Genomic DNA, 24,203 nt, shown 5'->3' on the forward strand with positions numbered 1-24,203 from the left:
CCTGACCTGGGATACTGGACGCTGTCCGGCGGGGGTCGCGAGAAGGGTCGAACCTTGGCTTTGACGCAGGCTTTGACGATCGGGATCGACATCGGCGGGACCAAAGTGGCCGCCGGAGTGGTCGACCCCGAAGGCAACATCCTGGACCGGTTGCGCCGCGACACGCCGACCAAGGACCCCAAGGAGACCGAGGACGCGATCGCCGAGATCGTCCACGACCTGGAGTCGCGGCACGACGTGATCGCGGTCGGCATCGGCGCCGCCGGCTTCGTCGACGGCACCCGGTCGTCGGTGCTGTTCGCGCCGCACCTCGCCTGGCGGCACGAGCCGCTGCGGGACGCGGTCGAGCGCCGGCTCGGCCTGCCGGTCGTGGTCGAGAACGACGCCAACGCGGCCGCCTGGTCGGAGTGGCGCTTCGGCGGCGGCCAGGGCGAGAGCCACCTGGTCTGCGTCACGCTCGGCACCGGCATCGGCGGCGCGATCCTGAACGACGGCGCTTTGCAGCGCGGCAAGTTCGGGATCGCGGGCGAGTTCGGGCACATGCAGGTGGTCCCCGGCGGCCACCGCTGCGAGTGCGGGAACCGCGGCTGCTGGGAGCAGTACGCGTCCGGCAACGCGCTCACCCGGGAGGCCCGCGAGCTCGCGCTGTCCGGTTCGCCGGTCGCGCACAACCTGCTCCGGGCCGCCGGCGGCGACCCGAGCAAGATCAACGGCCCGATGGTGACCGAGCTGGCCAAGGACGGCGACCCGGTCGCGGTCGAGCTGCTCGAGGAGGTCGGCCGCTGGCTCGGTGTCGGCCTCGCGAACCTGGCCGCCGCGCTGGACCCGGGCACGTTCGTGATCGGCGGCGGCGTGTCCGACGCGGGCGAGCTGCTGCTGGCGCCGGCGCGGGAGGCGTTCAAGCGGACGCTGACCGGTCGCGGGTTCCGCCCGGAGGCCCGGATCGTCCGCGCGGTGCTCGGTCCGGAAGCGGGTCTCGTCGGCGCGGCCGACCTGGCCCGTGAAGAGGCCACGTGGCTGCGCCGGGTCCGGGTGAAGACCACGGCCGTGACCGCGAAGACGGCTGCGGCGCGCGGACGCTCGACCCGCCTGGAGCGGGCGGCCCGCAAGTCCGCTGGACGCCGTACCGGGATGCGTGCCGCCGCGTCCGACCACGACCTGCACCACGCCGACCCCGACGCATGACCGACGGCTCCCTCCGGGTGCTGTCGTACAACGTGCACCGCTGGGGTGACGACCGTACGGCGCTGGCGCGGGTGGTGCGGGCGTGCGCGCCGGACGTGATGCTGGTCCAGGAGGCGCCGACCTGGTTCGGGACGCGGCGCAGACGGCGGGCGATGGCCGCGACGTTCGGCCTGCGGTACGTCGCGGCATCCGCCCGGAACGCGATCCTGATTGCCGACGGCATCGAGTTCGCCGAGCCGCTGCACTGGCGGATCTGGCGGCCGTTCGTCCGCCGCCGGCTGAACTTCATCGCCACCCAGCTCCCCGGCGGAGCCGTCGGCGGCTACGTGCTCGTCGGCGCCACCCGGCTCACGGTCGTCTGCTGCCACCTCGGCCTGCACATCCTCGGCCGCCGGCGTGAACTCGAGCAGATCCTGCGCCGTTGCCGGACCTTCGGCACGCCGTACCTGCTGGCAGGCGACCTCAATGAGGAACCCGACGGCCCGGTCTGGAAACGCCTCACCGAAGAGGGCCTCACCGACCTGGGCGCCGACGCGGGCCCGACCTTCAGCTCCACCGACCCGCACAAACGCATCGACGGCGCCCACCTGTCACCAGCACTCCAGGGCCGCATCCTCCCGCTGCCCGCGTCGGCCGAGGACCTGGCCGCCGCGTCCGACCACCTACCGATGCTGATCGAGATCAGCGTCAGGTAGTCAGCTCTTCTTGCGGTTCAGGAAGGCGAGCATGGCTTCCTGGGCCGCGGGGGAGCCGAACAGGGAGGCGGAGAGCTCGGCGAGGTCTTTGCCGCGGGCATCGATGTCGGCGAGGAGCTCGCGGTTGAGGAGCTTCTTGGTCTCGCGAAGGCCCTGCGGGACGCCCTTCAGCAGCGACGTCAGCACGGTGTCGACGGCGCTGTCCAGGTCGGCGTCCGGCACGGTCAGGGTGAGCAGCCCGAGCCTGGCGGCCTCGAGCGCGTCGAAGCCGTTGCCGGTGAGGAACGTGTACGCCGCGGCGCGGTCCGTGAGCCGGGGGAGGACGGTCAGCGAGATCGTCGCCGCCGCGAGCCCCAGACGTACCTCGGTCAGCGCGAACGTCGCGCTCTCGCCGGCCACGCTGATGTCCGCGGCCGCCACGATCCCGATACCGCCGGCGCGCACCGGCCCGGCCACCCGCGCGACAACCGGCTTCGGGTTCGCCACGATCGCCCGCTGGACGTCGACCATCCGCTGCGCCCCGACGCCCATCCCGACCGTCGTCGCCTCCGACAGGTCCGCGCCCGAGCAGAACACGTCCAGCGCCGATCGGATCACGATCGCCCGGGCGTCGTCGTCCGCCCCCGCCGCCTCCAGCTGCTCCAGCAGTTCGCCGGTCAGCTGCTGCGACAGCGCGTTCTTGTTGTGCGGCGAGTCCAACGTGATCGTGGCCACACCGTCGGCGACGTCCAGGTGCACGAGTTCGGTCATGCCGTCATCCAAACATCCTCATGGCCCCGAGGGGGAGGACCTGGGGCTCAGTGGATCGGCGTGCCGGTGCGTGATTTTCCACTCGTTGTCCTCGAGGCGGAAGATCATCGTGGCGCGCAGTTCGTGCGGGACGGGGGCTGGCTGGGTGACGTGGTGGACGGTGCAGCGCTCGATCGCGACGGTGTACGCCGTGTCCGCGCCGACGTAGGTGTCGAGGTACTCGAAGTCGACGGCCCCGCCGGTGTCGCGGAACTGCGAGGACGCCCACTCGTACCGGGGCCCGATCTCGGACCAGCCGACCTCCTGGCCGCCGAAACCGCCGAAGATCGAGCTCTGCTCGCTGCGCGACACCAACGGCAACCACAGCGACGGATCGCCGTTCACGAACGCGGTGTTGGCCTCCTCGAACCGTCGCAGGAACGTTTCGAAGTCCTGGTTCATGACTCCAGCCTCTACTCCGGCGGGGTCACTTGCCGTCGGCGTAGGTGGGAGACAGCTCACGCGCCAGGTGCTCGACGAACAGGCCGACGTCGGTGACGATGCCGCGGGCGTGCGACGATCCCCGGTCGGCCAGTTTGGTGACGGTGGCCGGGTTGATGTCGACGCAGGTCAGCGGGATCGACGCGGGCAGAATGTTGCCAGTAGCAACGGAATGCAGCATGGTGGCGGCCATCAGGCAGTATCCGACGCCCGGCAGTTCGGCCCGCATCGCGCGCTGGCCCTCGAGGACGTCGGTGTAGACGTCCGGCAGCGGGCCGTCGTCGCGCACCGACCCGACCAGCACGAACCGGTTGCCGTTCTTCACCAGGGCGTGCATCACGCCCGACGTCAGCACGCCCTGCTCGACGGCTGCCGCGATCGAGCCGGCCTTGCGGATCGTGTTGATCGCCCGGATGTGGTGTTCGTGCCCGTGCTCGACCCCGCGGCCGCGGTCCAGGTCGACGCCGAGCGACGTACCGTACAGCGACGACTCGATGTCGTGCGTGGCCAGCGCGTTCCCGGCGAACAGCACGTCGACGAAGCCGGCCGCGACCAGGGCCACCATGGCCGGCGCGGCCCCGGTGTGGACGATGCCCGGCCCGCCGACCCAGAGCACCTTCAGGCCGTTCGCCTTGGCCTCGCGCATCCCGTCGGCGACCTGCCGGACCAGCACCCGCTGCGGCTTCTCGCTGGACACGTCCGACTCCATGAAGCCGAACCCGCCCTCGGTGGACTCGCTGATCGGCGGGATCACCCGGACGCCCTGCGCGCTGGTGATGATCTTCATCCCGGCCCGCACCTCCGACATCGGGATGGTGCGCACGGCATTGGGCTCCGGGTCGCCCTCGACGAGCAGCCCGCAGTCCATCTCCGGGTTGCGGACCTCGACCCAGTGCCCGCCCAGCCGCACGTTGGTCGGCAGGTTGGTGGTCGAGTAGAAGCCGTCCGGGAAGACGCCGTCCTGCGCCACCTCGGTGATCTCCGGTTCGCCCGGGTTCACCAGGTTCGCGCCCTTGGTCTGGATCCGCATCAGCAGCCGCTGCAGCGCCTCCTCGTCCTCGGCGCCGACCGTCATCCGGACCGTGGACGGGTCGTCCTTGTCGTAGCCGAGGTCGAACTTGTCGAGTGTGTACTCGCCGCCGTACCCGCGGATGTCGTCGAGGACCCGGGACAGCAGCCCGGTGTCCATCAGGTGGCCGGTGATCTCGACGGTCTCGGTGACCTGCACGGGGCGCCCTCCCCAAATCGAATCGGATGTGTCGGATTGTCCGACGATCCGCACTCTAGCTCAGACGACGGCCCCGTCGTCGCCGCCGTCGCCGGGAGGGAGCCGGTCCTTCATCCGGAACACCAGCGTCAGGAACCCGCCGATGAACCCGGCGACCGCGAGCGTGGTGATCCGGCCGGTGCCGAAGTCCAGCAGGGCGGCCGCGATCAGCAGCAGCGGCCCGCCGAGCAGCCCCAGCCAGGCGAGCCGGCTGATCCAGTCCAGCCGCGGGCCGCGCGGCGGCTCCGGCGGGACGTAGTGGTCGTGCGGGTCGTCGGCCTTCTTGGCGGGCGGCTCCTCGTCGTCCTCGGCCTTCTCCTCGACGGTGAGACCGGCCGGTACGTCGATCAGCGGCTCGTACTTGTCGTCGACGTCCTCGCTGACCGGCCAGCGCGGCACCGGGTCCTCGCCGCCGTCGTGCCCCGGCGCGGACGGCTTGCTGAACTGCTCCACCAGCGACCGCCACTCGGCGTCCTCGGTGCTGCGGTCGATCACCGGGCGGGCCCGGTCCACCGCCTCGGCGTCGACGAAGATCTCGTCGTACCCGACCGGGATCCGGGCCGGCGCGTCCTCGGCCTCCTCGGGCGTCCGGGCCTCGTTCTGGTTCTCGCAGTACGCCGCGATGCCGGCCGCGGCGAGCGCGTCCAGGACCGGCTCGGCGACCAGCGGGTCGATGCCCCCGAGCGACGTGTACGACGTCGCCGTCAATCCGTTGTCACGCATCGCTGGGCTCGTTCTCGGGCTCGTTCCCGGGCTCGGTCCGCGGCCGGCTCAGCCGGCCGATGAAGGCGGTCGAGTCCGCGAAGATCCGCGGTGCGTCGTTGTCCAGGGTTGCCACGTGATAGCTGTCCTCGAGCAGGGTCTCGGTCACGTCGCGGGACGAGATCGAGGACAGTACCGCCCGTCCCGAGCTCGGCTCCACCACATGATCGACAGTACTGCGGAACAGCAGGACCGGCTGCGTGATCTTCGCGAGGTCGTCCCGGGTGACCCTCCACAGCTGTGACAGCGAGTGCAGGGCCCGCAGCGGCATCCGGTCGTAGGCGCGCTCGTCGACGCCGGGCTTCTTGATGTCGTTCGAGATACCGGGGAACGAGGGCACGAGCCGGGAGAGCACCGGCAGCAGCGCCAGCCGCTTGTCGTCGGTCCGCACCGACGGATTGATCAGGACCAGACCGGAAACGTCGGCGCCGTGCTGCTCGGCCAGCCGCAGCACCAGGCAGCCGCCCATCGACAGGCCCACCAGGAACACCTGGTCGTGCTCCTTGCGCAGCCGTTCGAACTCGTTGTCGAGTACTGCGTACCAGTCCGGCCAGGAGGTCTTGTTCATCTCCTGCCAGCTGGTCCCGTGACCGGGCAGCCGGGGGACCGCGACGCCGTACCCCTCGGCGGCCAGATGCTCGGCGAACGGCTTCATCGACCACGGCGAGCCGGTGAACCCGTGGCTCAGGAGCACGCCGACAGCGGCGTTCTCCCCGGTGCCGGGACTGCGAAACTCCTCCGCGTGGGCTTGCACTGGCACGCTCGACTCCTCGCCGCTCACGGTCCTCACAACCGCGCCTCTGACCATCCCTCGAAGGCGCGTGACAATCGTCGCATCTGGGCTGCGTCCAGTCTGCATCCAGGTGACAACACCGTGAGCAACACCCACATTCCTGGCGGTGACATTGCCTGAGAGGGAAGCTGGAACGTAGTGTCCGCACCGGAAGGTGGCGCGCCGGAGTTGTCGCGTGACCGCCACCGGCGTGCACTGGTGCCGGAATGGGTACGGTCCCACCATGGATGCAGAGGCTGTGGCGGATCCTGCGTGAGTGCTGTCGGGTGAGTGTGTCGGGCGAGTGACGGAGGTCGAGGCGGATGCTGTACCTGTTCCTCAGACGGTTCTTGGTCGCACCACTGGTGAAGCTGCTCTTCCGCCCCAAAGTGACCGGGGTGGAGCACGTGCCGACCGAGGGTCCGGCGCTGCTGGTCTCCAACCACCTCGCGTTCTGCGACTCGATCTTCCTGCCGGTGTCGGTGCCGCGGCAGATCGTCTTCCCGGCCAAGTCGGAGTACTTCACCGCTCCGGGCCTGAAGGGGAAGCTGGTCGCCACGTTCTTCCGGTCCGTGGGCCAGATCCCGATCGACCGCTCCGGCGGCCGCGCCTCGCTGGCGGCGCTGAACACCGGTCTCGGGATCCTCGAGAAGGGCGGCCTGTTCGGGATCTACCCCGAGGGCACCCGCTCGCCCGACGGCCGGCTGTACAAGGGCAAGACCGGCGTCGCCCGGATGGCGATCGTGGCCGGCGTCCCGGTGATCCCGGTCGCGATGATCGACACCGAGAAGCTGCAGCCGCCGGGCCGGATCTGGCCGAACTGGTTCTACCGTGAGAAGGGCCGGCTGCTGCCGCGGCTGGTGCGCCCCGGTGTGGCGTTCGGCACGCCGCTGGACTTCTCCCGCTACGAGGGCATGGAGCGGGACCGGTTCGTGCTGCGCTCGGTGACCGACGAGATCATGTACGCGCTGATGGACCTGTCCGGCCAGGAGTACGTCGACATGTACGCCGACAAGGCCAAGGAGCTGATCAAGGCCGGCGAGTCCGTCGACGAGCACCTCCGCCTCGGCGACACCAAGGCCAGCTGACCACCTGCCCGATGGACAGCGACTTGAACGTGCTCGGCGAGCCGCTCGAGGAGTGTGGGACCGATCCCGTCACCGGGTTCTACCGCGACGGCTGCTGCACGAGCGGGCCCGAGGACCTCGGCAGTCACACCGTCTGTGCGGTGATGACCACGGAGTTCCTGACCCATCAGGCGTCCGTCGGGAACGACCTGGTCACACCCCGTCCGGAGTACAGCTTCACCGGGCTCCGGCCGGGCGATCGCTGGTGCGTCGTGGCCGGCCGTTGGCTCCAGGCGTACCACGACGGCGCCGCGGCTCCCGTCGTCCTGGCGTCCACGCACGCGCGGGCGCTGGAGACGATCCCGCTCTCGGTGCTGCGCGCACACGCCGTCGACGTACCGCCGGACCCCCGCTCGCTGGCCTGAGACGTTCACGCTGCGTCCGGCGGGTTCGCCTAGAGTTGGCTCCATGCAATTCGCGACGTTGACGGCTGGGCAGGTTCCCGGGGTTCCCACGCTGGACGAGCTGCGCGGGCTGAAGCCGCTGCAGCAGCCGGAGTGGCCGGATCAAGAGGTGCTGGAGCAGGTGATCGCCGAGCTCCGGACGCTGCCGCCGCTGGTGTTCGCCGGTGAGTGCGACGACCTGACCGCGAAGATCGGGGCGGTCGCCCGCGGTGAGGCGTTCATCCTCCAGGGCGGCGACTGCGCCGAGACGTTCGCGGGCGTGACCGCGGAGAACATCCGGGCCAAGCTGCGGGTGCTGCTGCAGATGTCCGTCGTCCTGCAGTACGCCGCCAGCGTGCCGGTCGTGAAGATCGGCCGGATCGCGGGGCAGTACGCGAAGCCGCGGTCGTCCGGCGAGGAGACCCGCGAGGGCGTGACGCTGCCGTCGTACCGCGGTGATGCCGTCAACGGCTTCGACTTCACCGCCGAGTCCCGGATCCCGGACCCGCAGCGGCTGCGCGGCGTCTACAACGCGGCCGCCGCCACGCTGAACCTGACCCGCGCGTTCACCACCGGTGGGTACGCCGACCTGCACCAGGTGCACGCCTGGAACACCGACTTCGTGAAGTCGTCGCCGGTCGGCATGCGCTACGAGCAGTTGGCGTCCGAGATCGAGCGTGCGCTCTCCTTCATGCGGGCCTGCGGCGCGACGTCCGACGAGTTCAAGACCGTCGACTTCTACGCGTCGCACGAGGCGCTGATCCTCGAGTACGAGCACGCCCTGACCCGGATCGACTCGCGCACCGAGCAGCCGTACGACGTGTCCGGCCACCTGCTCTGGGTGGGGGAGCGGACCCGGCAGCTGGACGGCGCGCACGTCGAGTTCCTGGCCTCGCTGTCGAACCCGCTCGGCGTGAAGATCGGCCCGACCACGACCCCGGAGTACATCCGGGCGCTGATCGACAAGCTGAACCCGAAGGGCGTCGAGGGCCGGCTCACGTTCATCACCCGGATGGGCGCGGGCAAGATCCGCTCCGCCCTGCCGCCGCTGCTGGAGGCCGTGCGCGACCACGGTTCGCCGATCGCGTGGGTGTGCGACCCGATGCACGGCAACACGTTCGAGACCCCGAACGGGTACAAGACCCGCAACTTCGACGACGTGATGGACGAGGTCCAGGGCTTCTTCGACGCCCACGAGCAGGTCGGGACCTGGCCGGGCGGCGTCCACATGGAGCTGACCGGCGACGACGTCACCGAATGCCTCGGCGGCGGCGAGGAGCTGGTCGCGGAGGACCTCGTCAACCGGTACGAGACCGCGTGCGACCCGCGCCTGAACCGGCACCAGTCCCTCGAGCTGGCGTTCCTGGTCGCGGAGCGGCTGCGGGGCGCGCAGGCATGACCGTCGACCTGCGGTCGGACACCGTCACGCGTCCGTCGGCGCAGATGCTGGCCGCGATGACGTCGGCCCCGGTCGGCGACGACGTGTACGGCGAGGACCCGACCGTCAACGCGCTGGAGGAGCGGGTCGCCGGGCTGCTCGGGCACGAGGCCGGGCTGTTCACGGTCACCGGCTCGCTCGCGAACATGCTCGGCATCCGGGCCCTGGTCCCGCGCGGCGGCGAGGTGCTGTGCGAGGCCAGTGCGCACATCGTCCGCGCCGAGCTCGGGTCGCATGCCGTGTCCGCCGGCGTCACGACGCGGACCTGGAGCGCGCCGTCGGGGCAGATCGACCTGGAGCAGATCCGGTCGCTGATCGCACCCGACCTCGGCCCGTACTTCGTCGTGACGTCGGCCGTCTCGGTCGAGAACACGCACAATTTCGGCGGCGGGTCGATCCAGCACTCGTACGACGCCCTGGCCGATGAGCTGGATGCCGTTGGGCTGCCGCTGCACCTCGACGGCGCCCGGTTGTGGAACGCCGCCGTCGCCACCGGTCGTACGGTGTCTTCGTTTGCGTCCCGGGCCGCCGCGGCCAGCGTCTGCCTGTCGAAGGGCCTCGGCGCGCCCGTCGGATCGGTGCTGGTCGGGTCGGCGGAGCTGATCCGCGAGGCGCGGATCTGGCGGAAGCGGCTCGGCGCGGGCTGGCGGCAGGCCGGCGTACTCGCTGCGGCCGGGCTGTACGCCGTCGAGCACAACGTCGAGCGCCTCGCCGAGGACCACGCGAACGCCCGCGCGATCGCCGCCCTGATCGCCGACGCCGCGCCCGGTTCGGTGAAGCCTGACCAGGTCGAGACCAACATCGTCGTGGTGGATCTCGCCGGCACCGGTCACACCGTGCCCGAGGTGGTGGCGGGCGCGCGCGAGGCCGGCGTCCTCGTCGGCGGGGTCGGGGCGACGCAGCTGCGGATCGTCACGCACCTGGACGCGTCGGCGGCCGACTGCCGGACAGCCGCGGAAACCCTGGCGCGACTGATCGGTTAGGGTTCAGCTGTCGGGGTCGCAGCGTTCGGGGAGAGCCGTGCGAGAGATCGTCGTGTTCAGCGGAAGTGCCCACATCGAGTTGGCGGAGCAGATCTGCAGGGATCTCGGCGTACCGCTTTCTCCGGTCGAGATCCATCGTTTCAGCAACGACTGCCTGCAGGTCCAACTGCAGACGAACTGCCGGCAACGCGACGTGTACATCGTGCAGCCGCTGGTGCCGCCGACGCAGGAGCACCTGATGGAGCTGCTGCTCATGATCGACGCCGCCCGCGGCGCGTCGGCGCAGCAGATCACGGCGGTCATCCCGCACTACGCGTACGCGCGGTCCGACAAGAAGGACGCCTCCCGGATCTCGATCGGCGGCCGGCTCGTCGCCGACATGCTGACCACGGCCGGCGCCCACCGGGTCCTGACCATGGCGCTGCATGCGCCGCAGGTGCACGGGTTCTTCTCGGTTCCGGTCGACCACCTGACCGCGATCGGCGTCCTCGCCGACCACTTCCGCGGCCGCGACCTGTCCGACACCGTCGTCGTCAGCCCCGACCTCGGCAACGCGAAGACCGCGACGCAGTTCGCCCGGCTGCTCGGCGTACCCGTCGCGGCCGGCAGCAAGCAGCGGCTGGCCGACGACCGCGTCGTCATCGACGCCATCGTCGGCGACGTGACCGGCAAGCAGGCGATCGTCCTCGACGACGAGATCGCCACCGGCGGCTCCATCATCGAGCTGCTCGACCGCCTGAAGGACCGCGGCTGCACGTCCGCCGCGGTCGCCTGCACCCACGGCCTGTTCGCCGGCGCGGCCGTCGAACGCCTCCGCGCCCACCCCTCGATCACCGAGGTCATCAGCACCGACACCGTCCCCCGCCCCGACGGCTTCCCCGAACTCCAGGTCACCTCGGTCGCCGGCCTCTTCGCCGAAGCCATCACCCGGATCCACGACGGTGAGTCCGTCAGCAGCCTCTTCGACGGCGTGGACCCCACCCACGCCCCACCGCAGCCCAAGCTGCCGTTCTGACTCAGGAGCCAGGGCTGGAGTAGTGCCGGGACTGCCGCGTGAAGAAGGCGATCGCCGCCGCCATGCAAGCGACTCCCACCAGTGGGCTCAGCCATCCCAGCCACGCCGGGAACCACAGCGAGTCCACCCGCCCGGTGACCATGGCGGCCGGGATCCAGGCGACGAAGGCCAAGGGCAGCGGGATCGTGAACAGGACGGCTCCGACCGGCCCGAAGATCTGCAGCGGGAAGTTGCCGTAGGTTCCGAGGACGGCGTCGATCAGGAACGTCAGCGACTGCGTGTTCCGCAACCGGAAGGCCAGTGCGCCGCGGGCCAGTTGGAGCCCGCCCTCGAGCAGCCCGCCGGCGGCGATCGCGAGGGCGAGCCACACCGCGAGGAGCGGATGCCAGGAGATCGAGGCCCGCGGCAGGGCCAGCGCGAGGATCGCACCGGCGATGATCACGTCGCCGATCTGCTGCAGGTTGAAGCGGCGCATCAGCAATTGCAGGAACCGGCTGGTCGGACGCAACAGATAGCGATCGAACTCTCCCGTGTGCACCACCAGGTCCACATCGACCGTCCGGCGGAAGAAGAAGGCGTACACGCTGTGGCTCGCCATCCGGATGCCGAACAGCACCAGCACCTCGGCCGGAGTCCAGCCACCGATCGATCCGAAGGCATGCAGCAGCACTCCGATGAACAGCAACTGTCCGGCGTTGAAGGCCAGCGCGCCGATGACGGAGATGAAGAGATTGGCCTTGTGCTCGAGCTCGGTCAGCCACGCCACGCGCAGCAGGATGCGAAAGTCCCGGATCAGGTCAGCCACCGTTGATCACCACCTTGCGCAAGGCGCGCCAAGTGACCAGCGCGACGATGGCCGTGGAAGCCGCCAGCCAGCCGAGCTGGGCGGTGATCACGCCCCCGAGGCCGCCGAGTGGCTCCTGTCCCTGCCAGAGCTGCAGTGGCGCGAAGACCTGGAGCCCGAACGGCAGCGCGTCGAGATACGGGCGCAGCGACGCAGGGACGAACCACAGCGGGACGAGTGCGCCGGAAGCAAAACTGGCGATGGCTCGGTAGACGTAGAACGGTCCGCGCGTATCGGTCGTCCAGAACGCCACCATCGAGACAGCGAGGTTCAGCAACGCGGCGAGCAACCAGCCGAGCGCGGCCGTGAGGAGGAAGCCGAGGAACGCGGCACCGGTCGCCGGCGGCGTCAGCCCTCCCAGCGCGAGGGCGAGGGCCAGGCCGACCGCGACTCCGGGGATCGCGCCGACGATTGCTCCGACGGACTGCAGCAGGCTCTGGCCCACCACTCCGACGGGACGGATGAGATCTGTCGCAATGGTTCCCTCGCGCACCCGTTCGGGGATCGACGACAGTTGCCAAGGCAGGGCGACATGCCACAGCAGCATCGCGATCACCGCATAGCTGACCGCATCGGACTCGCTGATACCCGCGACCGCGGGGCGGTTGGTGTAGACAGCACGCCACACCGTCACGAGCAGGACCGTTTGCAGGGCGACCGAGACCATGGACAGTGCGACGTTCGCCCGGAAGAACATTGCGTTCCTGGAACCGAGTCGAACCATCGACCACGGCGTGACCCAGGCAGGTCGTTCGGATCGCGCGATCCGGGATGAGCCGGTCACCGCTCGGCCTCGGCATAGATCAGCCGGACTACATCCTCCAACTTGGGCTCGTTGACGTGCAGATCGGCGATCTCGGCGACCGATGTCGCCTGCGCGATCACGGCCGCGGCGCTGGTCCGTTCCGGATCGAAGCGCAGCGAGATCGTGCCGTCGGAGTTCTCCAGCCGGTCGGCGTGCTCCGCCCGGATGGACGTCGGGTCCGCACCCTCCGTCGGCGTGACCACCACCTCGCGGAACGGCAGGTAACGCCGCTTCAGGGTCGCGAGGTCGCCGTCGTACACAACACGCCCGCTGTCGATCATCACGATCCGCCGGCACAGTTGCTCGATGTCGTCCATGTCGTGCGTGGTGATCATCACCGTGGTGGCGTGAACCCGGTTCTGCTCCGCGATGAAGTCACGGAGGGCTTGTTTCGCGACCACGTCCAGACCGACCGTGGGTTCGTCCAGGTACAGCACCTGCGGGCGGTGCAGCATGGCTCCGGCCAGATCGCCGCGCATGCGTTGTCCCAGCGAGAGGGACCGGATCGGCGTGTCCAGGAAGTCCTTGATCTGCAGCACCTCGTCGAACTCGTCGATCCGCGCGGCGTACTCGGCCGGGCCGACCCGATAGAGGTCGCGAATGGTTTCGAGCGAGACGCGCAGCGGCAGGTCGAACCAGAGCTGGGTCTTCTGCCCGAACACGACCCCGATGTTGTGCGCGTGCTTGCGGCGATTCGCCCAGGGCACCAGGCCGTCGACCCGCACCGTGCCCGAGGTGGGCACCACGATCCCGGTGAGCATCTTGATGGTCGTGGACTTGCCGGCGCCGTTGGCGCCCAGGTAGCCGACCATCTCCCCACGCTCGACGGCGAAACTGACGCCGTCGACCGCACGCACGGCGCGCCGGGGAGCCCACAGTTGCCGGATGCCGGAGAGACGACCGGTCGTCGGCTGCGGCTTCTGGAACTCCTTGATCAGCTCAGCGACCTCGATCATCGGCACGCTGACCAACCTATGGCAACGACAGCTCAGCGGGCGGCGCCGTCCGCGCGGCGGAAAACCGTTTGTGGGCGGCACGGACGGGCGTGAACACTCGCGTGGCGGTACATCTCCCGCTTCGTGAAACCCGGCGGCCAGCTCGGCATCGTGCAGCCGGGGCTCGTGGAGGAGTACGAGACGCTTCCGCCGCCACACCTCGCGCCGTACTGGCATTGGGACTTCTGCGCCTGGCACAGCGCCGCCTGGTGGCGCCGGCACTGGGAGAAGACCGGCCTTGTCACCGTTGAGGTCGCCGACCGGCTGCCCGACGGATGGCGCGACTGGCTGCAGTGGAACGAGGCCTGCGACCAGGACAGCGGTACGCCGGGAATCGAAGCGGAGATGCTCCGCACCGACGCCGGCCAAACCCTCGGCTTCACCCGAGTCGTAGCCCACCGCAACAGCTAGGCCGCGCCTCTTTGCGGAACCTTTTCGCCGCCTGCCGGCAAATAGTTTCCGGCGAGCGTGCGTTCGGTGCCACGCGGCGAGCCGCGCCCCGCCGTAACGGGCGCCAATAGAATTGCGGGTATGGCCGAAACCGTGCGGATGGGTGTTGTCGGGGCGGGAAGTATTTCGGTGCGCGGGCTTCTCCCGCACCTGTCGCAGCCCGATCTCGCTGACCGAGTGGCCCTGGCAGCGGTGTGCGATCCCGTGGCTGGACGGGCGGAGGCGGCGGCCGCGAAGTTCGGGGTCGGCCAGGCGTTCACGACGTACGAGGAGCTGCTGGCGCGCGGCGATGTCGACGCGGTGACGATCGCGTCGCCGATCGGGCTGCACTACGAGCAGGGGAAGCTCGCGTTGCAGGCCGGGAAGCATGTGCACTTCAACAAGACGATGACGATCACCGTCGCGGAGGCCACCGAGCTGATCGAGCTCGCGGCGGAGAACGACCTGCGGATCGTCGCGTCGCCCGGCGAGATGCTGCGGCCGCATCATGTCCGCACGCGGGAGTTGATCCGCGAGGGCGCGATCGGGACGCTGTCGTGGGTGAGCTGCGGCGCGGCGTTCGGCACCTACCACGAGGACGAGTCCGTCCGCGGCGGGAACGACGTACTCAGCAACATCGATCCGTCGTGGTACTTCCGCAAACCCGGCGGCGGACCGCTGTACGACATGACCGTGTACGCGCTGCATTCGGTGACCGGCATCCTCGGACCGGCGAAGCGCGTCACGGCCATGTCCGGCGTACGCATCCCGCTGCGCGGCGACGTACAGACCGATGCCGACGACAACACCGTGATCCTGATCGACTTCGGCGACAACTTGTTCTGCGTCGCGACCGGCACCGCGGCGGGCGGGATGCGCGGCGGCTTCGGCGGCGCCTATTACGGTACGGCGGGAACGATCGACGGGGTGCTGCTCAACGGCGAACCGTTCGACTTCCCCGGCCGCAACCCGGAGGAACTGTCACCCCGCGGCCCGGGCAACCAGGCGCTGCTTCCGCACGTGACCGGCGTCCACCGGGAGATCGAGGAGCAGCACGTGTACGAGGACGTCATGCAACTCGTCGACTGGGTCCGCGACGGCACCCCCTCGATCGTCACCGCCGAGCACGCGCGGCACGTCATCGACATCATCGAATCGGCGTACCGCGCCTCCGCGACCGGGCAGACCCAGGACCTGACGACGACGTTCTAGCCTTCGCAGCAGGCGCGGTGGAGCCATTCGGGTTCGTGCCACCAGTAGGTGGCGTCGTGGGCGTGGGCTTCGGCGCGGGTCAGGGGTTGTGGGGCGTTCGGGGTGTGGACGGCGGGTTGGGTGCGGGCGCTCGAGGCGTACGGCGCGAGGAGGTCGTCGACGGTGTGGAGGTTGCCGGCGATCATCACCTGGTCGACGGCGGCGGCTGCGCGGATGTCGGCCAGCGGGTCGCCGGTGACGAAGGACAGGTCTGCCTGGGCTCCTGGTTTCACGACGCCGAGTCGGTCCTCGAGGTTGAGCCACTTCGCCGGGTTGTGCGTCGCCGTGGTGAGTGCCTCGTACGGCGTGAAGCCGCCCGCGACCATCGAGCGGAGGTTCGCGTGCAGCGACACGGCCATGTTGTCGAGCGGGGTGTCGGTGCCGGAGATGACCAGGCCGCCGCCGCGGTGGATGCGCAGGACCATGTCGACGTTGCCGCGGAGGAGTTCGCGGGTGGTGACGCCGGCCGGTCCGCGCGCCGTGTTCACCTCGGTGATCAGCGCGTTGTACTCCCAGGACGGGTAGAGCGTCGTCGTCCGGCGGTCCGTGAGCAGTGACGGGTCGTCGACGTGCGCCATCGTCGAGTTGAACAGCGTCGGCGTCACCGACAGCCCGGCCCGCGTGAACAGCGTCACCACGTCGGCGTACGCGCGTCCGAGCCGGCTGACGGTGTGCGAGTACCCGAGCCGGTTCGTCGCGCCGGTGTGCTCCATCCCGTCCATGCCGAGATGCTCCGCGGGATAGAGGTAGTGCGACGACAGTTGCAGCCCGAGCCGGTGGACGAGCGCGATCGCCCGGCGCTGGTACTCGATCGGCAGGCGCACGTACGTCTTCACCAGGTCGTACGCGAGTCCCTCCACCCGATCGATCTCCAGGCCGAGCTGCCGCAGCGACACCGTCGGCCGCATGAAGTTGTAGTAGACGCGCGATCCGTCGATCGCCTCGCCGGTCGCGAAGTACCGCGGCCCGCGCAAGGCGCCGCTGACGAGCGCCTCCCGCGTCTCCTGCATCTGGTACACGGGATCGCCCGGCGAACGCGTCGACGTGATGCCGTACGCGAGCCACAGGTTGCCCTGCCGCGCACCCCACGCCCGCCCGCGCAGATGCCAGTGGTTGTGCGCGTCGATCAACCCGGGCATCACGGTCAGCGTGGACGCGTCGATGTCGGCGCGTCCGGTGTGCGGGCGTACGGCGGCGATGCGCGCGCCGTCGACCACGACGTCGACGTCCCGGCGGAGCGTGGTCGCGCGCCCGTCCCACAGTGCGCCGGCGTGAATCGTGACGTGCTGCTTGATGGTCGCCCGGCGGTACTGCAGGTCGAGCTTGACCGTCTCGGCCCGGCCACCGGTTGTCCTGCGCAACGCTCCGTTGTGCAGGTAGAGCAAGGTGTCGTTGTCCTGCCAGACGGGGGAGTCCGTCACCTCGTCGGTGATCGCGCGCGGTTCTCCGGTGAAGCGTCCGCGGGCGTCGACCGGTACGACGTACAGCAGGCTCTCCACGACGAAGGCGAGGTGTGTGCCGTCGGGGGAGAACACCGGGCCGTCGTCGCCGCGGGTGGCGAGCGAGCGGAACGGCATCGGCTCGACGTACTCGAGCGCGGCCGTCGCGACGTCGACGTACAGCAGCTGGCTCGTGCCCTCGCGGAAACGCTTCGAGAACGGCTTCACCGCGGCGAGGACGAGCGTCTTGCCGTCACGCGACCAGCTGACCCGGCCGGGCTGGAACAGCGTCGGTGTGACCTGGCGGACCTCGCCCGACCTGACGTCGAGGACCCAGGCGATCCCGTCCTGGTCCTGGTACGCGATCCGCTGTCCGTCCGGTGCGAAACGCGGCGCGGTCTGTGCGCCGGGGAGACCTGACAGCTTGGTGTCCGTGCCGGTTGCGAGGTCGTGCAGCCACAGGTCCGCCGTACCGTCGCGATCGCTGGCGTAGAGCAAGGTCCGGCCGTCGGGCGAGAAGTCCGGGTCGGAGTTGAAGTAGCCGTCGGCAACCACCTTGCGGCGCTGTGCCTTGCCGTCCGTCGATGCCAGCCAGATCGCGTTCAACGCGCGGAAGGCGAGCCACTTCCCGTCCGGCGAGGCCGTCGGACTCGCGATCCCGCGGACTGTGCGCCGGCTCGTCGACTCCAGGTCGGGCGCCTTCGGGCGTGGGCGTCGTGACGTCACGGGGACAGCCGCGGCGAACGGTACGACGGTGTGCTCGCCGTCGGTGCTGTACCGGTGGACGGTCCCGTCGGCTGTGTAGAAGAGGTCCGTCGATGCCCAGGAGGGCGGGACCGCGAAGACGTCCTGACCGTGGGTGACTTGCTGATTGTCGACAATCAGATCGCAGGTCGGGCCGGTCAGGCGGACGTACGCGAGCCTGCCGTCCGGCGAGTAGGACGGGCCGAAGAGCGTGATTCCCGTTTGATTGTTGACAATCGTCGTGCGGACACCGGAGGCGAGGTCGAGTTCGACGATCGAGCCGGTGTCGACGGTGAACGCGAGCTTCCGGCCGTCGGGCGAGACGGTCGGCTCGGCCTCTTCGCCGGCGTCGTCGGTGAGCGCCGCGATCGCGCCGGTCGCGAGGTCGAGGCGGTGGATGCCGTAGCTGCCCGCGACGTTGCCCGGGCCGTGGAGATCGCCGCGGTCGGACGAGAACACGATCGAGCGGCCGTCGGGTGTGACGTGCGGCTCGCGGTGGTCGTACCGTCCGCTGGTCAGCCGGCGGAGGCCGGTGCCGTCGGGTCTGATCGACCAGAGGTGGAAGTTCCCGTCACGGTACGACTGGAACACGATCGACCGGCCGTCCGGCGCCCAGCGCGGGCGGGTCGCGTCCTGCAGATCATCGGTGAGGCGGCGCGACGTACCGCCAGCGGCCGGCGTCACCCAGATCGCAGTCGCCAGGTCGAACGCCAGCCACTTCCCGTCCGGCGACACCGACACCATCAGATTCGTGCCCTCGCGCAGCACGGCCTGACTGCCGCCGGTCGTGTCGGTGCTCGCCTCGGACGGCAGGGTGGGAAGCTGCACGGCGCCGACGGCCGCGGCGCCGCCGCCGAGTTGCAGCGCGCGCCGCCGCGAGATGCTCCAGGAACCAGGGTTCTCGGTCACGTCATCGGGTCCAATCCCTAGGGGGCGGTGGGACCCTTACGAATCTGCCAGCACCGTCCGCCGCACACGATCCTGACCGGCGCGCCCCGCGCCCAACGGCCGCTACCGTGCGACGAACGGCCAGGTGCGCCTCGCAGGGCGTGTGGCCGGGGGCCGGCGTCGTACGTCTATCGTCTGCGGCATGCAATCTCTGTCTCCACGGGTTCGGGCGCTGGGTGCGGTCGGGCTCTGTTTGGTGGTCGCGGTCGGGGCCGGGCTGGCGGTCGACAGCCGGTTGGATCGGCACTGGGTCCTGCGCGGGCTCACGGTGCTGCTCGCGGTGTGTTGTGCGGCGCTGTTGCTGACCGACCAGACGCGGCGGTTGCGGCAGATCGTCACGGGGGTGGGGCTGGCGATGTTCGGGCTGATCATTCCGGTGACGCAGACGATCTGGTCGAAGCCGCCGGAGATCGACTTCGCGCTGCAGGTCGCGACCGACGCGAAGCAGGCGGCGCAGAAGGACGCTCGGAGCACGGTGTCGGTCGCGGACGTGAAGGCCGCGGCCGAGGCGCGCGGGGGAGCGGTCGGCTCGTTGCCGACCGAGAAGACGCCGCAGGTGCGCGGCGCGGGCGCGTACCCGCTGATCGTCCGCGCCCACCGCGACCAGGGCCGTCCGTGGGCCTGCCTCGCGTTCACCCACGGCCTGGACGCCGAGGTCCGCGCCTGCTGAGTCCCACTTGATGGGCAATCGATTTCTAGCCGGACCCGGCCGGGCCTAAGGTCGCGGGTATGACTCTTGGGAACCTCACCGGCATCAGCGCGCTCGCCGACGTCGAGACGCGCTCCATCAGTGCGGAGAACCCCACCGGCGAGCCCGGTCAGGGTGGGCGGCGGACCGAGGGGACCGGCGCCGACGCGGCCCGCGACCTCGGGCAGGGGTGGAAGGTCTCGCCGTCGATCGAGATCGCGGCGGGGGAGACCGTGACATTGGCGGACATCGCCGGTTCCGGCTGCATCACCCACATCTGGCTGACCACGCACGTCGACCACTGGCGCCGTCTCGTGCTGCGCGCCCACTGGGACGGCGACCAGGCACCGGCGATCGAGACGCCGGTCGGTGACTTCTTCTGTTCCGGCTGGGGCAAGTTCGCCCAGGTGAACTCGCTGCCGGTCGCCGTGAACCCGAACGGCGGGTTCAACTGCTACTGGGAGATGCCGTTCCAGACGCAGGCGCAACTGACGCTGGAGAACACCCACGACGAGCCCGTGGTCGTGTACTTCCAGGTGGACTACTGGCTCGGCGCAGTGCCGGACAAGTCGGCGTACCTGCACGCCCAGTGGCGTCGCAGCAACCCGCTGCCCTCCAAGACGGTGCACACGCTGCTGGACGGTGTTGAGGGGCCGGGGCACTACGTCGGCACCTACCTGGCGTGGGGCGTCAACAGCACCGGCTGGTGGGGTGAGGGCGAGGTGAAGTTCTACCTGGACGGCGACGACGAGTTCCCGACCATCTGCGGCACCGGGACCGAGGACTACTTCGGCGGCGCGTGGAACTTCGACGTACCCCACCTGGGCGGCTACACCGAGTTCAGTACGCCGTACCTCGGGATGCCGCAGGTGATCCGGCCGGACGGGCAGTACCAGAGCCAGCAGCGGTTCGGCATGTACCGCTTCCACCTGCCGGACCCGATCCGCTTCAAGGAGCGGCTGCGCGTCGACGTACAGGCCCTCGGCTGGCGCTCGGGTGGACGCTACCTGCCGCTCCAGGACGACATCTCGTCCACCGCGTTCTTCTACACCGGCAAGACGAGCACATCCCGGCCGGACGCGCCGACCCACGACGAGATGGAGATCTGCTAGCTACGGGATCGGCAGCGGGTTCTGAAGGGCTGTGTCGGCGAGGACCACCAAGGCGGCGGTCCAGGCGAGTGGGGCCTCGCCGGCCGGCTCCAGGTCTCGGTTGACCTTTTCGGGAAGGGCTCCGGTGCTGGTTCGGTGCTGGTCGAGCCAGGTGAGCAGGGCTTCGGCTCCGGAGTGGTCGCCGCGGGCGGCAGCGCTGAGAGCGAACAGCGCGGTCTGCGGCGTCCAGGACACCCCGTCCGCACGCCACGACTCGCCAGGTGTCACCCCACCGTTGGGCTGCGTGAGTACGCCGTGCGCGTGGTCGATCGCCGTCGACACGACGTCCCGCGCCGGCGCGAACGGCGGCCCCAGTACCGTGACGAACGCGTCCGCACCGCCGCCAAGGCCGACCGGCTCGACTCCGGGCTCGACGAAGCTCGTGGCGCGGGCCGGCGTCCGCGGGTAGTCCGGGCCGAAGGCGCGATCAGTTGCCGCCGACAACTTGTCCAGCGCCTCGCGCCAGCGCGTCGCGGCTGCTGGACGGTTCTTCTCGGTGGCGATCCGGACCGCCGACCGCAGGCCCGTCAACAGCGGTGCGACCGTACCGATCGTCAGCTCCTTCTCGGACCGCTCCCAGTAGTCAGGCGAGGGCCCCGGCAGCCCGTCCGGACCCAGCTCGCGAACGATCTGGTCCGCCGACTCCTCGACCAGCTCCCAGTACCTGTCGCCCGCACGGCAGAACCATGTCGCCCAGAGCACCCAGCCGGACGCGTCGAGCTGCGGCTCCCGGCCATCGTCCACCTTGTCGCCGGTCGAGGTGTAGCGCGCTTGCCAGCGACCTGCAGCCGGCCGGACTCGGTCCAGGAACGACAGTACGTCGAGGGCCTTGTCGTGCTGGCCGACCGCACAGCGGGCGACTGCGACGAACGACGCGTCGCGCGGCCACACATAGCGCCACGGTCCGTTCCAGCCGGCCAGGGTCGCGCCGTTGGGCAGGGTGAGCCCGTCGAGGTCGGTCAGGGCGTGCCGCAGCAGATCGTCGTGTTCGAGCGAGGACTGGGCGTGCGGCCGGCCGGGGAGGCCGTCGGCGACCAGGCGGGGCTGCGGGTTGCGGACGAGATTGCTGATGGTCCCGGCGGCCAGTGTGGCGAGCAGGACCGCGATCACGGCGTACGGGAACCACACGTCCCGTCGCCGGTTCTCCCGCATGATCTCCCTCACTGGGCCAGATGCTGCACTTCCGCCTCGAACTTACGCCGCGGCGCCAGCTCGACCAGGTACATGGCCGACACGACCAGTGCGCCGCCGACCAGCATCCGCCAGGTCAGGTCGTCCGAGCCGAACAGCACCGCGAACCCAGAGGCGAACACCGGCTCCATTGTCATCGCAATCGCGGCCCGGGTCGGCGTCAGGTGCGCCTGCGCCCAGGTCTGGACGATCAGCGCCAGCGCGCCGGCGACCAGCGCCATGTAGACCACGCTGACCCAGTCGCCGCCCGTCGAAGGGACCGAGAACCCTCCGGGCAGAGCGCCGACGGCGCAGACGCAGGTGATCACGATCATCTGCAGCGACGACAGCCCGAACGCGTTCCGCGACGTCGACCAGGCGCCGAGGCCGATGATGTGCAGCGCGTAGAGACCGGCGGACGCGAGCGTCAGCAGCTCCCCGGTGCCGAGGCTGAGGCCGCGCAGCGACAGGACGCCGAGGCCGACCGTGGCGAGGATCACGGCGAACCACGCCCACCGGCCGATCTTGTGCCGCAGGATCACCGCGCCGAGCAGCGGCGTGAACACGACGTACATGCCGGTGACGAAACCGGACACGCTCGCCGAGGTGTGCCGCAGCCCCTCGGTCTGCAGCAGCTGCGCGATCCCGTAGGTGATACCGAGGGCGACCGCGCGCCCGCGGTCCAGGCGGCTCAGCCGGGCGATCGCGGGCGGGTGGACGAGGACCAGCGCGACCGACGCGATCAGGAACCGCAACGCCAGGTAGTCGGCGACGTCCATCCTGGTGAGCAGGTCCTTGGTCAGGAAGAACGTCGATCCCCACGCCGCCGCGACCGACAGCAGGGCCAGCACGGCAAGACGCGGGTGGTTCACGCCGGACATCAGATCAGACGCGTTCCCCGCGAGGCAAAACAGCTCAGAGCACGGTGATCACGATCGTGCTGCCGGGTTTGACCTTCTTGCCCGCGCCCGGGCTCTGCGCGGCGACGATGTTGAGCCCCAGGTTGAACGGCGCCTTCTCGACCCGGACCACGAAGCCGGCGTCGCCGAGGATCTTCTGCGCGTCGGCGGTGGTCTTGCGCTTCACGTCCGGCACCTCGCGCAGCGGCGGGCCGAGCGAGACGACCAGCGAGACCTTGTCCTTGGCGAACAGGGTGCCACTGTTCGGGCTCTGGCTGATCACGTTGCCCTCGGCGACCTTCTCGTCGTACTGCGTGCTGCGGCCGACGACGAACCCGAGCTTGCGCAGCGTCTTGTTCGCCTCCTTGTACGACTTGCCGGTCAGGTCCGGCACGGTGATCGGCCGTTTCCCCTTGCTGACCGCGAAGTTCACCGCGGTGCCCGGCTTCACTTCCGTGTTGAACCTCGGGCTGATCGCGATCACCCGGCCCTGCGGCACGGTCTCGTTGTACTGCTCGTTGATCTGCCCGGTGATCAGCTTGATCGGCGACAGCGCCTGCTGGGCGGCGTCGAGCTGCAGACCGACCAGCTGCGGCACCCGGTACCGCTCCGGACCCTTGGAGACGGTGAGACCGATGTCACCGTTCTTCCGGATCCGGTCGCCCGCCTTCGGGTCGGTCCGGATGATCAGACCGACCTTCACGTCCTCGGAGTAGTCCTGGTTGTCCAGGCTGGTCCGCAGCCCCGAATTGGCCGCTGCGGCGTTCGCCTCGGCGGGCTCCATGTTCACCAGGTCGGGCGTGGTGGTGTACCGGTGGATGCCGTAGTACCAGGCCGCCGTACCGATGCCGATCGCGGCCGCCAGGATGAGGATCAGCGCGATCGGTCCCCGCATTCTGCGCCGCGGCGGCGCCTTCACGGGCGGCGAGGTCTTGGCCGGTGCGCCGGTCGGCCGGCCGTGCTGCACCGGTACGACGATGGTGTCGTGGCGGATCGGCTGGTCCTCCAGTTGCGGCACGTCGCGCGTGTAGCCGTCGTCGTACCCGCTGTCCTGCCGGATCTGCTGGATCGGCACGGTCAGGTCGCCGGTCAGCTCCGGGTCGTCCGGGAGCCCTTCGTCGAGCGCGCTGCGCACCCGGTGCACCTGCCGGCTGAACACCCGCGCGTCGGTCGGCCGCAGGTCCCGGTCCCGCGCGGTCGCGCGCTGCACGAGCGCGTCGACGTACGGCGGGATGCTCGGCTGCTCGAGCGACGGAGGGGGTACGTCGGCGTGCACGTGGGCGTAAGCGACCTGGATCGGGGTGTCACCGGAGTGCGGCTTGTTGCCGGTGAGCATCTCGTACAGCAGGATGCCGGCCGAGTACACGTCCGAGCGGGCGTCGGCGCTGCCTTCGGTGACCAGCTCCGGCGCCAAGTACGACACCGTGCCCATCAGCAGGCCCTGGGTGGCGGTGTTGCCGCTGGCACTGACCGCTCGGGCGAGACCGAAGTCGGCGACCTTCACCGCGCCCTTGTCGGAGATCAGCACGTTCTCGGGCTTGATGTCGCGGTGCACGATGCCGGCGTCGTGTGCGGCCGACAGGGCGGACAGGACCGGGGTGAGCAGGTCGAGCGCGCGGGCGGGGGACAGCGGTGCCTCGTCACGGATGACGTCGCGCAGCGTCCGGCCGCGCACGTACTCCATGGCCAGGAACAGCGTGCCGTCGTCGTCGCCCTGGTCGAAGACAGCCACCACGTTCGGGTTCGACAGCCGGGCGGCGGCGCGGGCCTCGGCCACGAACCGGCGGCTGAACTGGGCGTCGTCGCCGAGCCCGTCGTGCATCACCTTGAGCGCAACGGTGCGGTCCAGGCGCATGTCGAGCGCCTGGTAGACGGTGGCCATGCCACCCTTGGCGACACGCGCGCCCACGCGGTACCGACCGTCGAGCACTCGCCCGACGAGGCGGTCGCTGACCTGCGTGTCCACGTCGTCCGTCACCTGCC

The 24,203-nt window shown here is 70.0% G+C and carries 23 protein-coding genes; 11 read left to right on the top strand and 12 right to left on the bottom strand.

What is annotated here, in order from left to right; all coding sequences use genetic code 11:
- Positions 1–54: 54 nt before the first annotated feature.
- Together ACWEOO_RS13740 and ACWEOO_RS13745 are read left to right on the top strand one after the other, a co-directional pair.
- A complete protein-coding gene (locus ACWEOO_RS13740) occupies positions 55–1,185 on the top strand; it encodes an ROK family glucokinase (RefSeq protein WP_355689824.1) in 1,131 nt (376 codons plus the stop codon).
- Positions 1,182–1,880 carry an endonuclease/exonuclease/phosphatase family protein gene (locus tag ACWEOO_RS13745; RefSeq protein ID WP_452143247.1) on the top strand — a complete coding sequence of 233 codons (699 nt, stop codon included), beginning with the start codon at positions 1,182–1,184 and terminating at the stop codon, positions 1,878–1,880. Before ACWEOO_RS13740 ends, ACWEOO_RS13745 begins: the two co-directional genes overlap by 4 nt.
- On the opposite strand, the gene ACWEOO_RS13750 is transcribed toward ACWEOO_RS13745, so the two are convergent.
- Genes ACWEOO_RS13750 through ACWEOO_RS13770 form a run of 5 tightly spaced genes read right to left on the bottom strand, consistent with a single transcriptional unit; the run spans position 1,881 to position 5,899 of the window.
- Positions 1,881–2,630 carry an enoyl-CoA hydratase-related protein gene (locus tag ACWEOO_RS13750; RefSeq protein WP_452143248.1) on the bottom strand — a complete coding sequence of 250 codons (750 nt, stop codon included), beginning with the start codon at positions 2,628–2,630 and terminating at the stop codon, positions 1,881–1,883.
- An 18-nt stretch (positions 2,631–2,648) separates the two neighbouring features.
- Positions 2,649–3,071 carry a YybH family protein gene (locus ACWEOO_RS13755; protein ID WP_452143249.1) on the bottom strand — a complete coding sequence of 141 codons (423 nt, stop codon included), beginning with the start codon at positions 3,069–3,071 and terminating at the stop codon, positions 2,649–2,651.
- Between the two features lie 25 nt (positions 3,072–3,096).
- Positions 3,097–4,338 (bottom strand): ornithine cyclodeaminase, encoded by a 1,242-nt coding sequence (locus tag ACWEOO_RS13760; protein ID WP_452143250.1) that lies wholly within the window; start codon positions 4,336–4,338, stop codon positions 3,097–3,099.
- 60 nt (positions 4,339–4,398) lie between these two features.
- On the bottom strand, positions 4,399–5,100 hold the full coding sequence (locus ACWEOO_RS13765) for a hypothetical protein (protein WP_363710578.1): 702 nt from the start codon (positions 5,098–5,100) through the stop codon (positions 4,399–4,401).
- Positions 5,093–5,899: an alpha/beta hydrolase gene (locus ACWEOO_RS13770; protein ID WP_452143251.1), complete on the bottom strand. Its 807-nt coding sequence runs from the start codon at positions 5,897–5,899 to the stop codon at positions 5,093–5,095. The genes ACWEOO_RS13765 and ACWEOO_RS13770 overlap by 8 nt, the downstream gene beginning before the upstream one ends.
- Before the next feature lie 335 nt (positions 5,900–6,234).
- On the opposite strand from ACWEOO_RS13770, the gene ACWEOO_RS13775 reads away from it, so the two are divergent.
- Genes ACWEOO_RS13775 through ACWEOO_RS13795 form a run of 5 tightly spaced genes read left to right on the top strand, consistent with a single transcriptional unit; the run spans position 6,235 to position 10,857 of the window.
- Complete coding sequence (locus tag ACWEOO_RS13775) at positions 6,235–6,999, top strand: lysophospholipid acyltransferase family protein (RefSeq protein ID WP_355689836.1); 765 nt, start codon at positions 6,235–6,237, stop codon at positions 6,997–6,999.
- A gap of 11 nt (positions 7,000–7,010) precedes the next feature.
- On the top strand, positions 7,011–7,403 hold the full coding sequence (locus tag ACWEOO_RS13780) for a DUF2237 family protein (RefSeq protein WP_363710580.1): 393 nt from the start codon (positions 7,011–7,013) through the stop codon (positions 7,401–7,403).
- Positions 7,404–7,446: 43 nt separating this feature from the next.
- Positions 7,447–8,820, top strand: coding sequence for a class II 3-deoxy-7-phosphoheptulonate synthase (locus tag ACWEOO_RS13785; RefSeq protein WP_359933342.1), 1,374 nt, complete (start codon positions 7,447–7,449; stop codon positions 8,818–8,820).
- Positions 8,817–9,842, top strand: coding sequence for a threonine aldolase family protein (locus ACWEOO_RS13790; protein WP_452143252.1), 1,026 nt, complete (start codon positions 8,817–8,819; stop codon positions 9,840–9,842). The genes ACWEOO_RS13785 and ACWEOO_RS13790 overlap by 4 nt, the downstream gene beginning before the upstream one ends.
- Before the next feature lie 37 nt (positions 9,843–9,879).
- Complete coding sequence (locus ACWEOO_RS13795; RefSeq protein WP_359933346.1) at positions 9,880–10,857, top strand: ribose-phosphate diphosphokinase; 978 nt, start codon at positions 9,880–9,882, stop codon at positions 10,855–10,857.
- A 1-nt stretch (position 10,858) separates the two neighbouring features.
- Here the strand turns inward: ACWEOO_RS13795 and ACWEOO_RS13800 are convergent, their stop codons facing one another.
- From ACWEOO_RS13800 to ACWEOO_RS13810, 3 genes are all read right to left on the bottom strand, one after another.
- Positions 10,859–11,662, bottom strand: a complete 804-nt coding sequence (locus ACWEOO_RS13800) for an ABC transporter permease (RefSeq protein WP_355689846.1) — start codon at positions 11,660–11,662, stop codon at positions 10,859–10,861.
- Complete coding sequence (locus ACWEOO_RS13805; protein ID WP_452143253.1) at positions 11,655–12,398, bottom strand: ABC transporter permease; 744 nt, start codon at positions 12,396–12,398, stop codon at positions 11,655–11,657. The genes ACWEOO_RS13800 and ACWEOO_RS13805 overlap by 8 nt, the downstream gene beginning before the upstream one ends.
- A gap of 83 nt (positions 12,399–12,481) precedes the next feature.
- The gene (locus ACWEOO_RS13810; protein WP_452143320.1) at positions 12,482–13,462 is read right to left on the bottom strand and encodes an ABC transporter ATP-binding protein; all 981 of its coding nucleotides are present in this window, start codon (positions 13,460–13,462) and stop codon (positions 12,482–12,484) included.
- Positions 13,463–13,585: 123 nt separating this feature from the next.
- Here ACWEOO_RS13810 and ACWEOO_RS13815 point away from each other — a divergent pair, with 123 nt between their 5' ends.
- Entirely contained in the window at positions 13,586–13,912 is a 327-nt protein-coding gene (locus ACWEOO_RS13815; protein WP_452143254.1) for a hypothetical protein, read from the top strand.
- Positions 13,913–14,050: 138 nt separating this feature from the next.
- Complete coding sequence (locus ACWEOO_RS13820) at positions 14,051–15,142, top strand: Gfo/Idh/MocA family protein (RefSeq protein WP_452143321.1); 1,092 nt, start codon at positions 14,051–14,053, stop codon at positions 15,140–15,142.
- On the opposite strand, the gene ACWEOO_RS13825 is transcribed toward ACWEOO_RS13820, so the two are convergent.
- On the bottom strand, positions 15,139–18,273 hold the full coding sequence (locus ACWEOO_RS13825; RefSeq protein ID WP_452143255.1) for an amidohydrolase family protein: 3,135 nt from the start codon (positions 18,271–18,273) through the stop codon (positions 15,139–15,141). The two genes, ACWEOO_RS13820 and ACWEOO_RS13825, sit on opposite strands and share 4 nt — an antisense overlap.
- Positions 18,274–18,454: 181 nt before the next feature.
- Here ACWEOO_RS13825 and ACWEOO_RS13830 point away from each other — a divergent pair, with 181 nt between their 5' ends.
- Positions 18,455–18,982 carry a hypothetical protein gene (locus ACWEOO_RS13830; protein WP_452143256.1) on the top strand — a complete coding sequence of 176 codons (528 nt, stop codon included), beginning with the start codon at positions 18,455–18,457 and terminating at the stop codon, positions 18,980–18,982.
- Positions 18,983–19,041: 59 nt separating this feature from the next.
- Positions 19,042–20,112: a glycoside hydrolase family 172 protein gene (locus ACWEOO_RS13835; protein WP_452143257.1), complete on the top strand. Its 1,071-nt coding sequence runs from the start codon at positions 19,042–19,044 to the stop codon at positions 20,110–20,112.
- Here ACWEOO_RS13835 and ACWEOO_RS13840 read toward each other — a convergent pair whose 3' ends face one another.
- From ACWEOO_RS13840 to pknB, 3 genes are read right to left on the bottom strand one after another with little or no spacing between them, the layout of a single operon-like run.
- Positions 20,113–21,315 (bottom strand): glucoamylase, encoded by a 1,203-nt coding sequence (locus ACWEOO_RS13840; RefSeq protein WP_452143258.1) that lies wholly within the window; start codon positions 21,313–21,315, stop codon positions 20,113–20,115.
- Complete coding sequence (locus ACWEOO_RS13845; protein WP_452143259.1) at positions 21,312–22,193, bottom strand: DMT family transporter; 882 nt, start codon at positions 22,191–22,193, stop codon at positions 21,312–21,314. The genes ACWEOO_RS13840 and ACWEOO_RS13845 overlap by 4 nt, the downstream gene beginning before the upstream one ends.
- 43 nt (positions 22,194–22,236) lie before the next feature.
- Positions 22,237–24,198, bottom strand: coding sequence for a Stk1 family PASTA domain-containing Ser/Thr kinase (gene pknB, locus ACWEOO_RS13850; protein WP_452143260.1), 1,962 nt, complete (start codon positions 24,196–24,198; stop codon positions 22,237–22,239).
- Positions 24,199–24,203 lie beyond the last annotated feature (5 nt).

The sequence above is a fragment of the Kribbella sp. NPDC004138 genome (assembly GCF_053603655.1).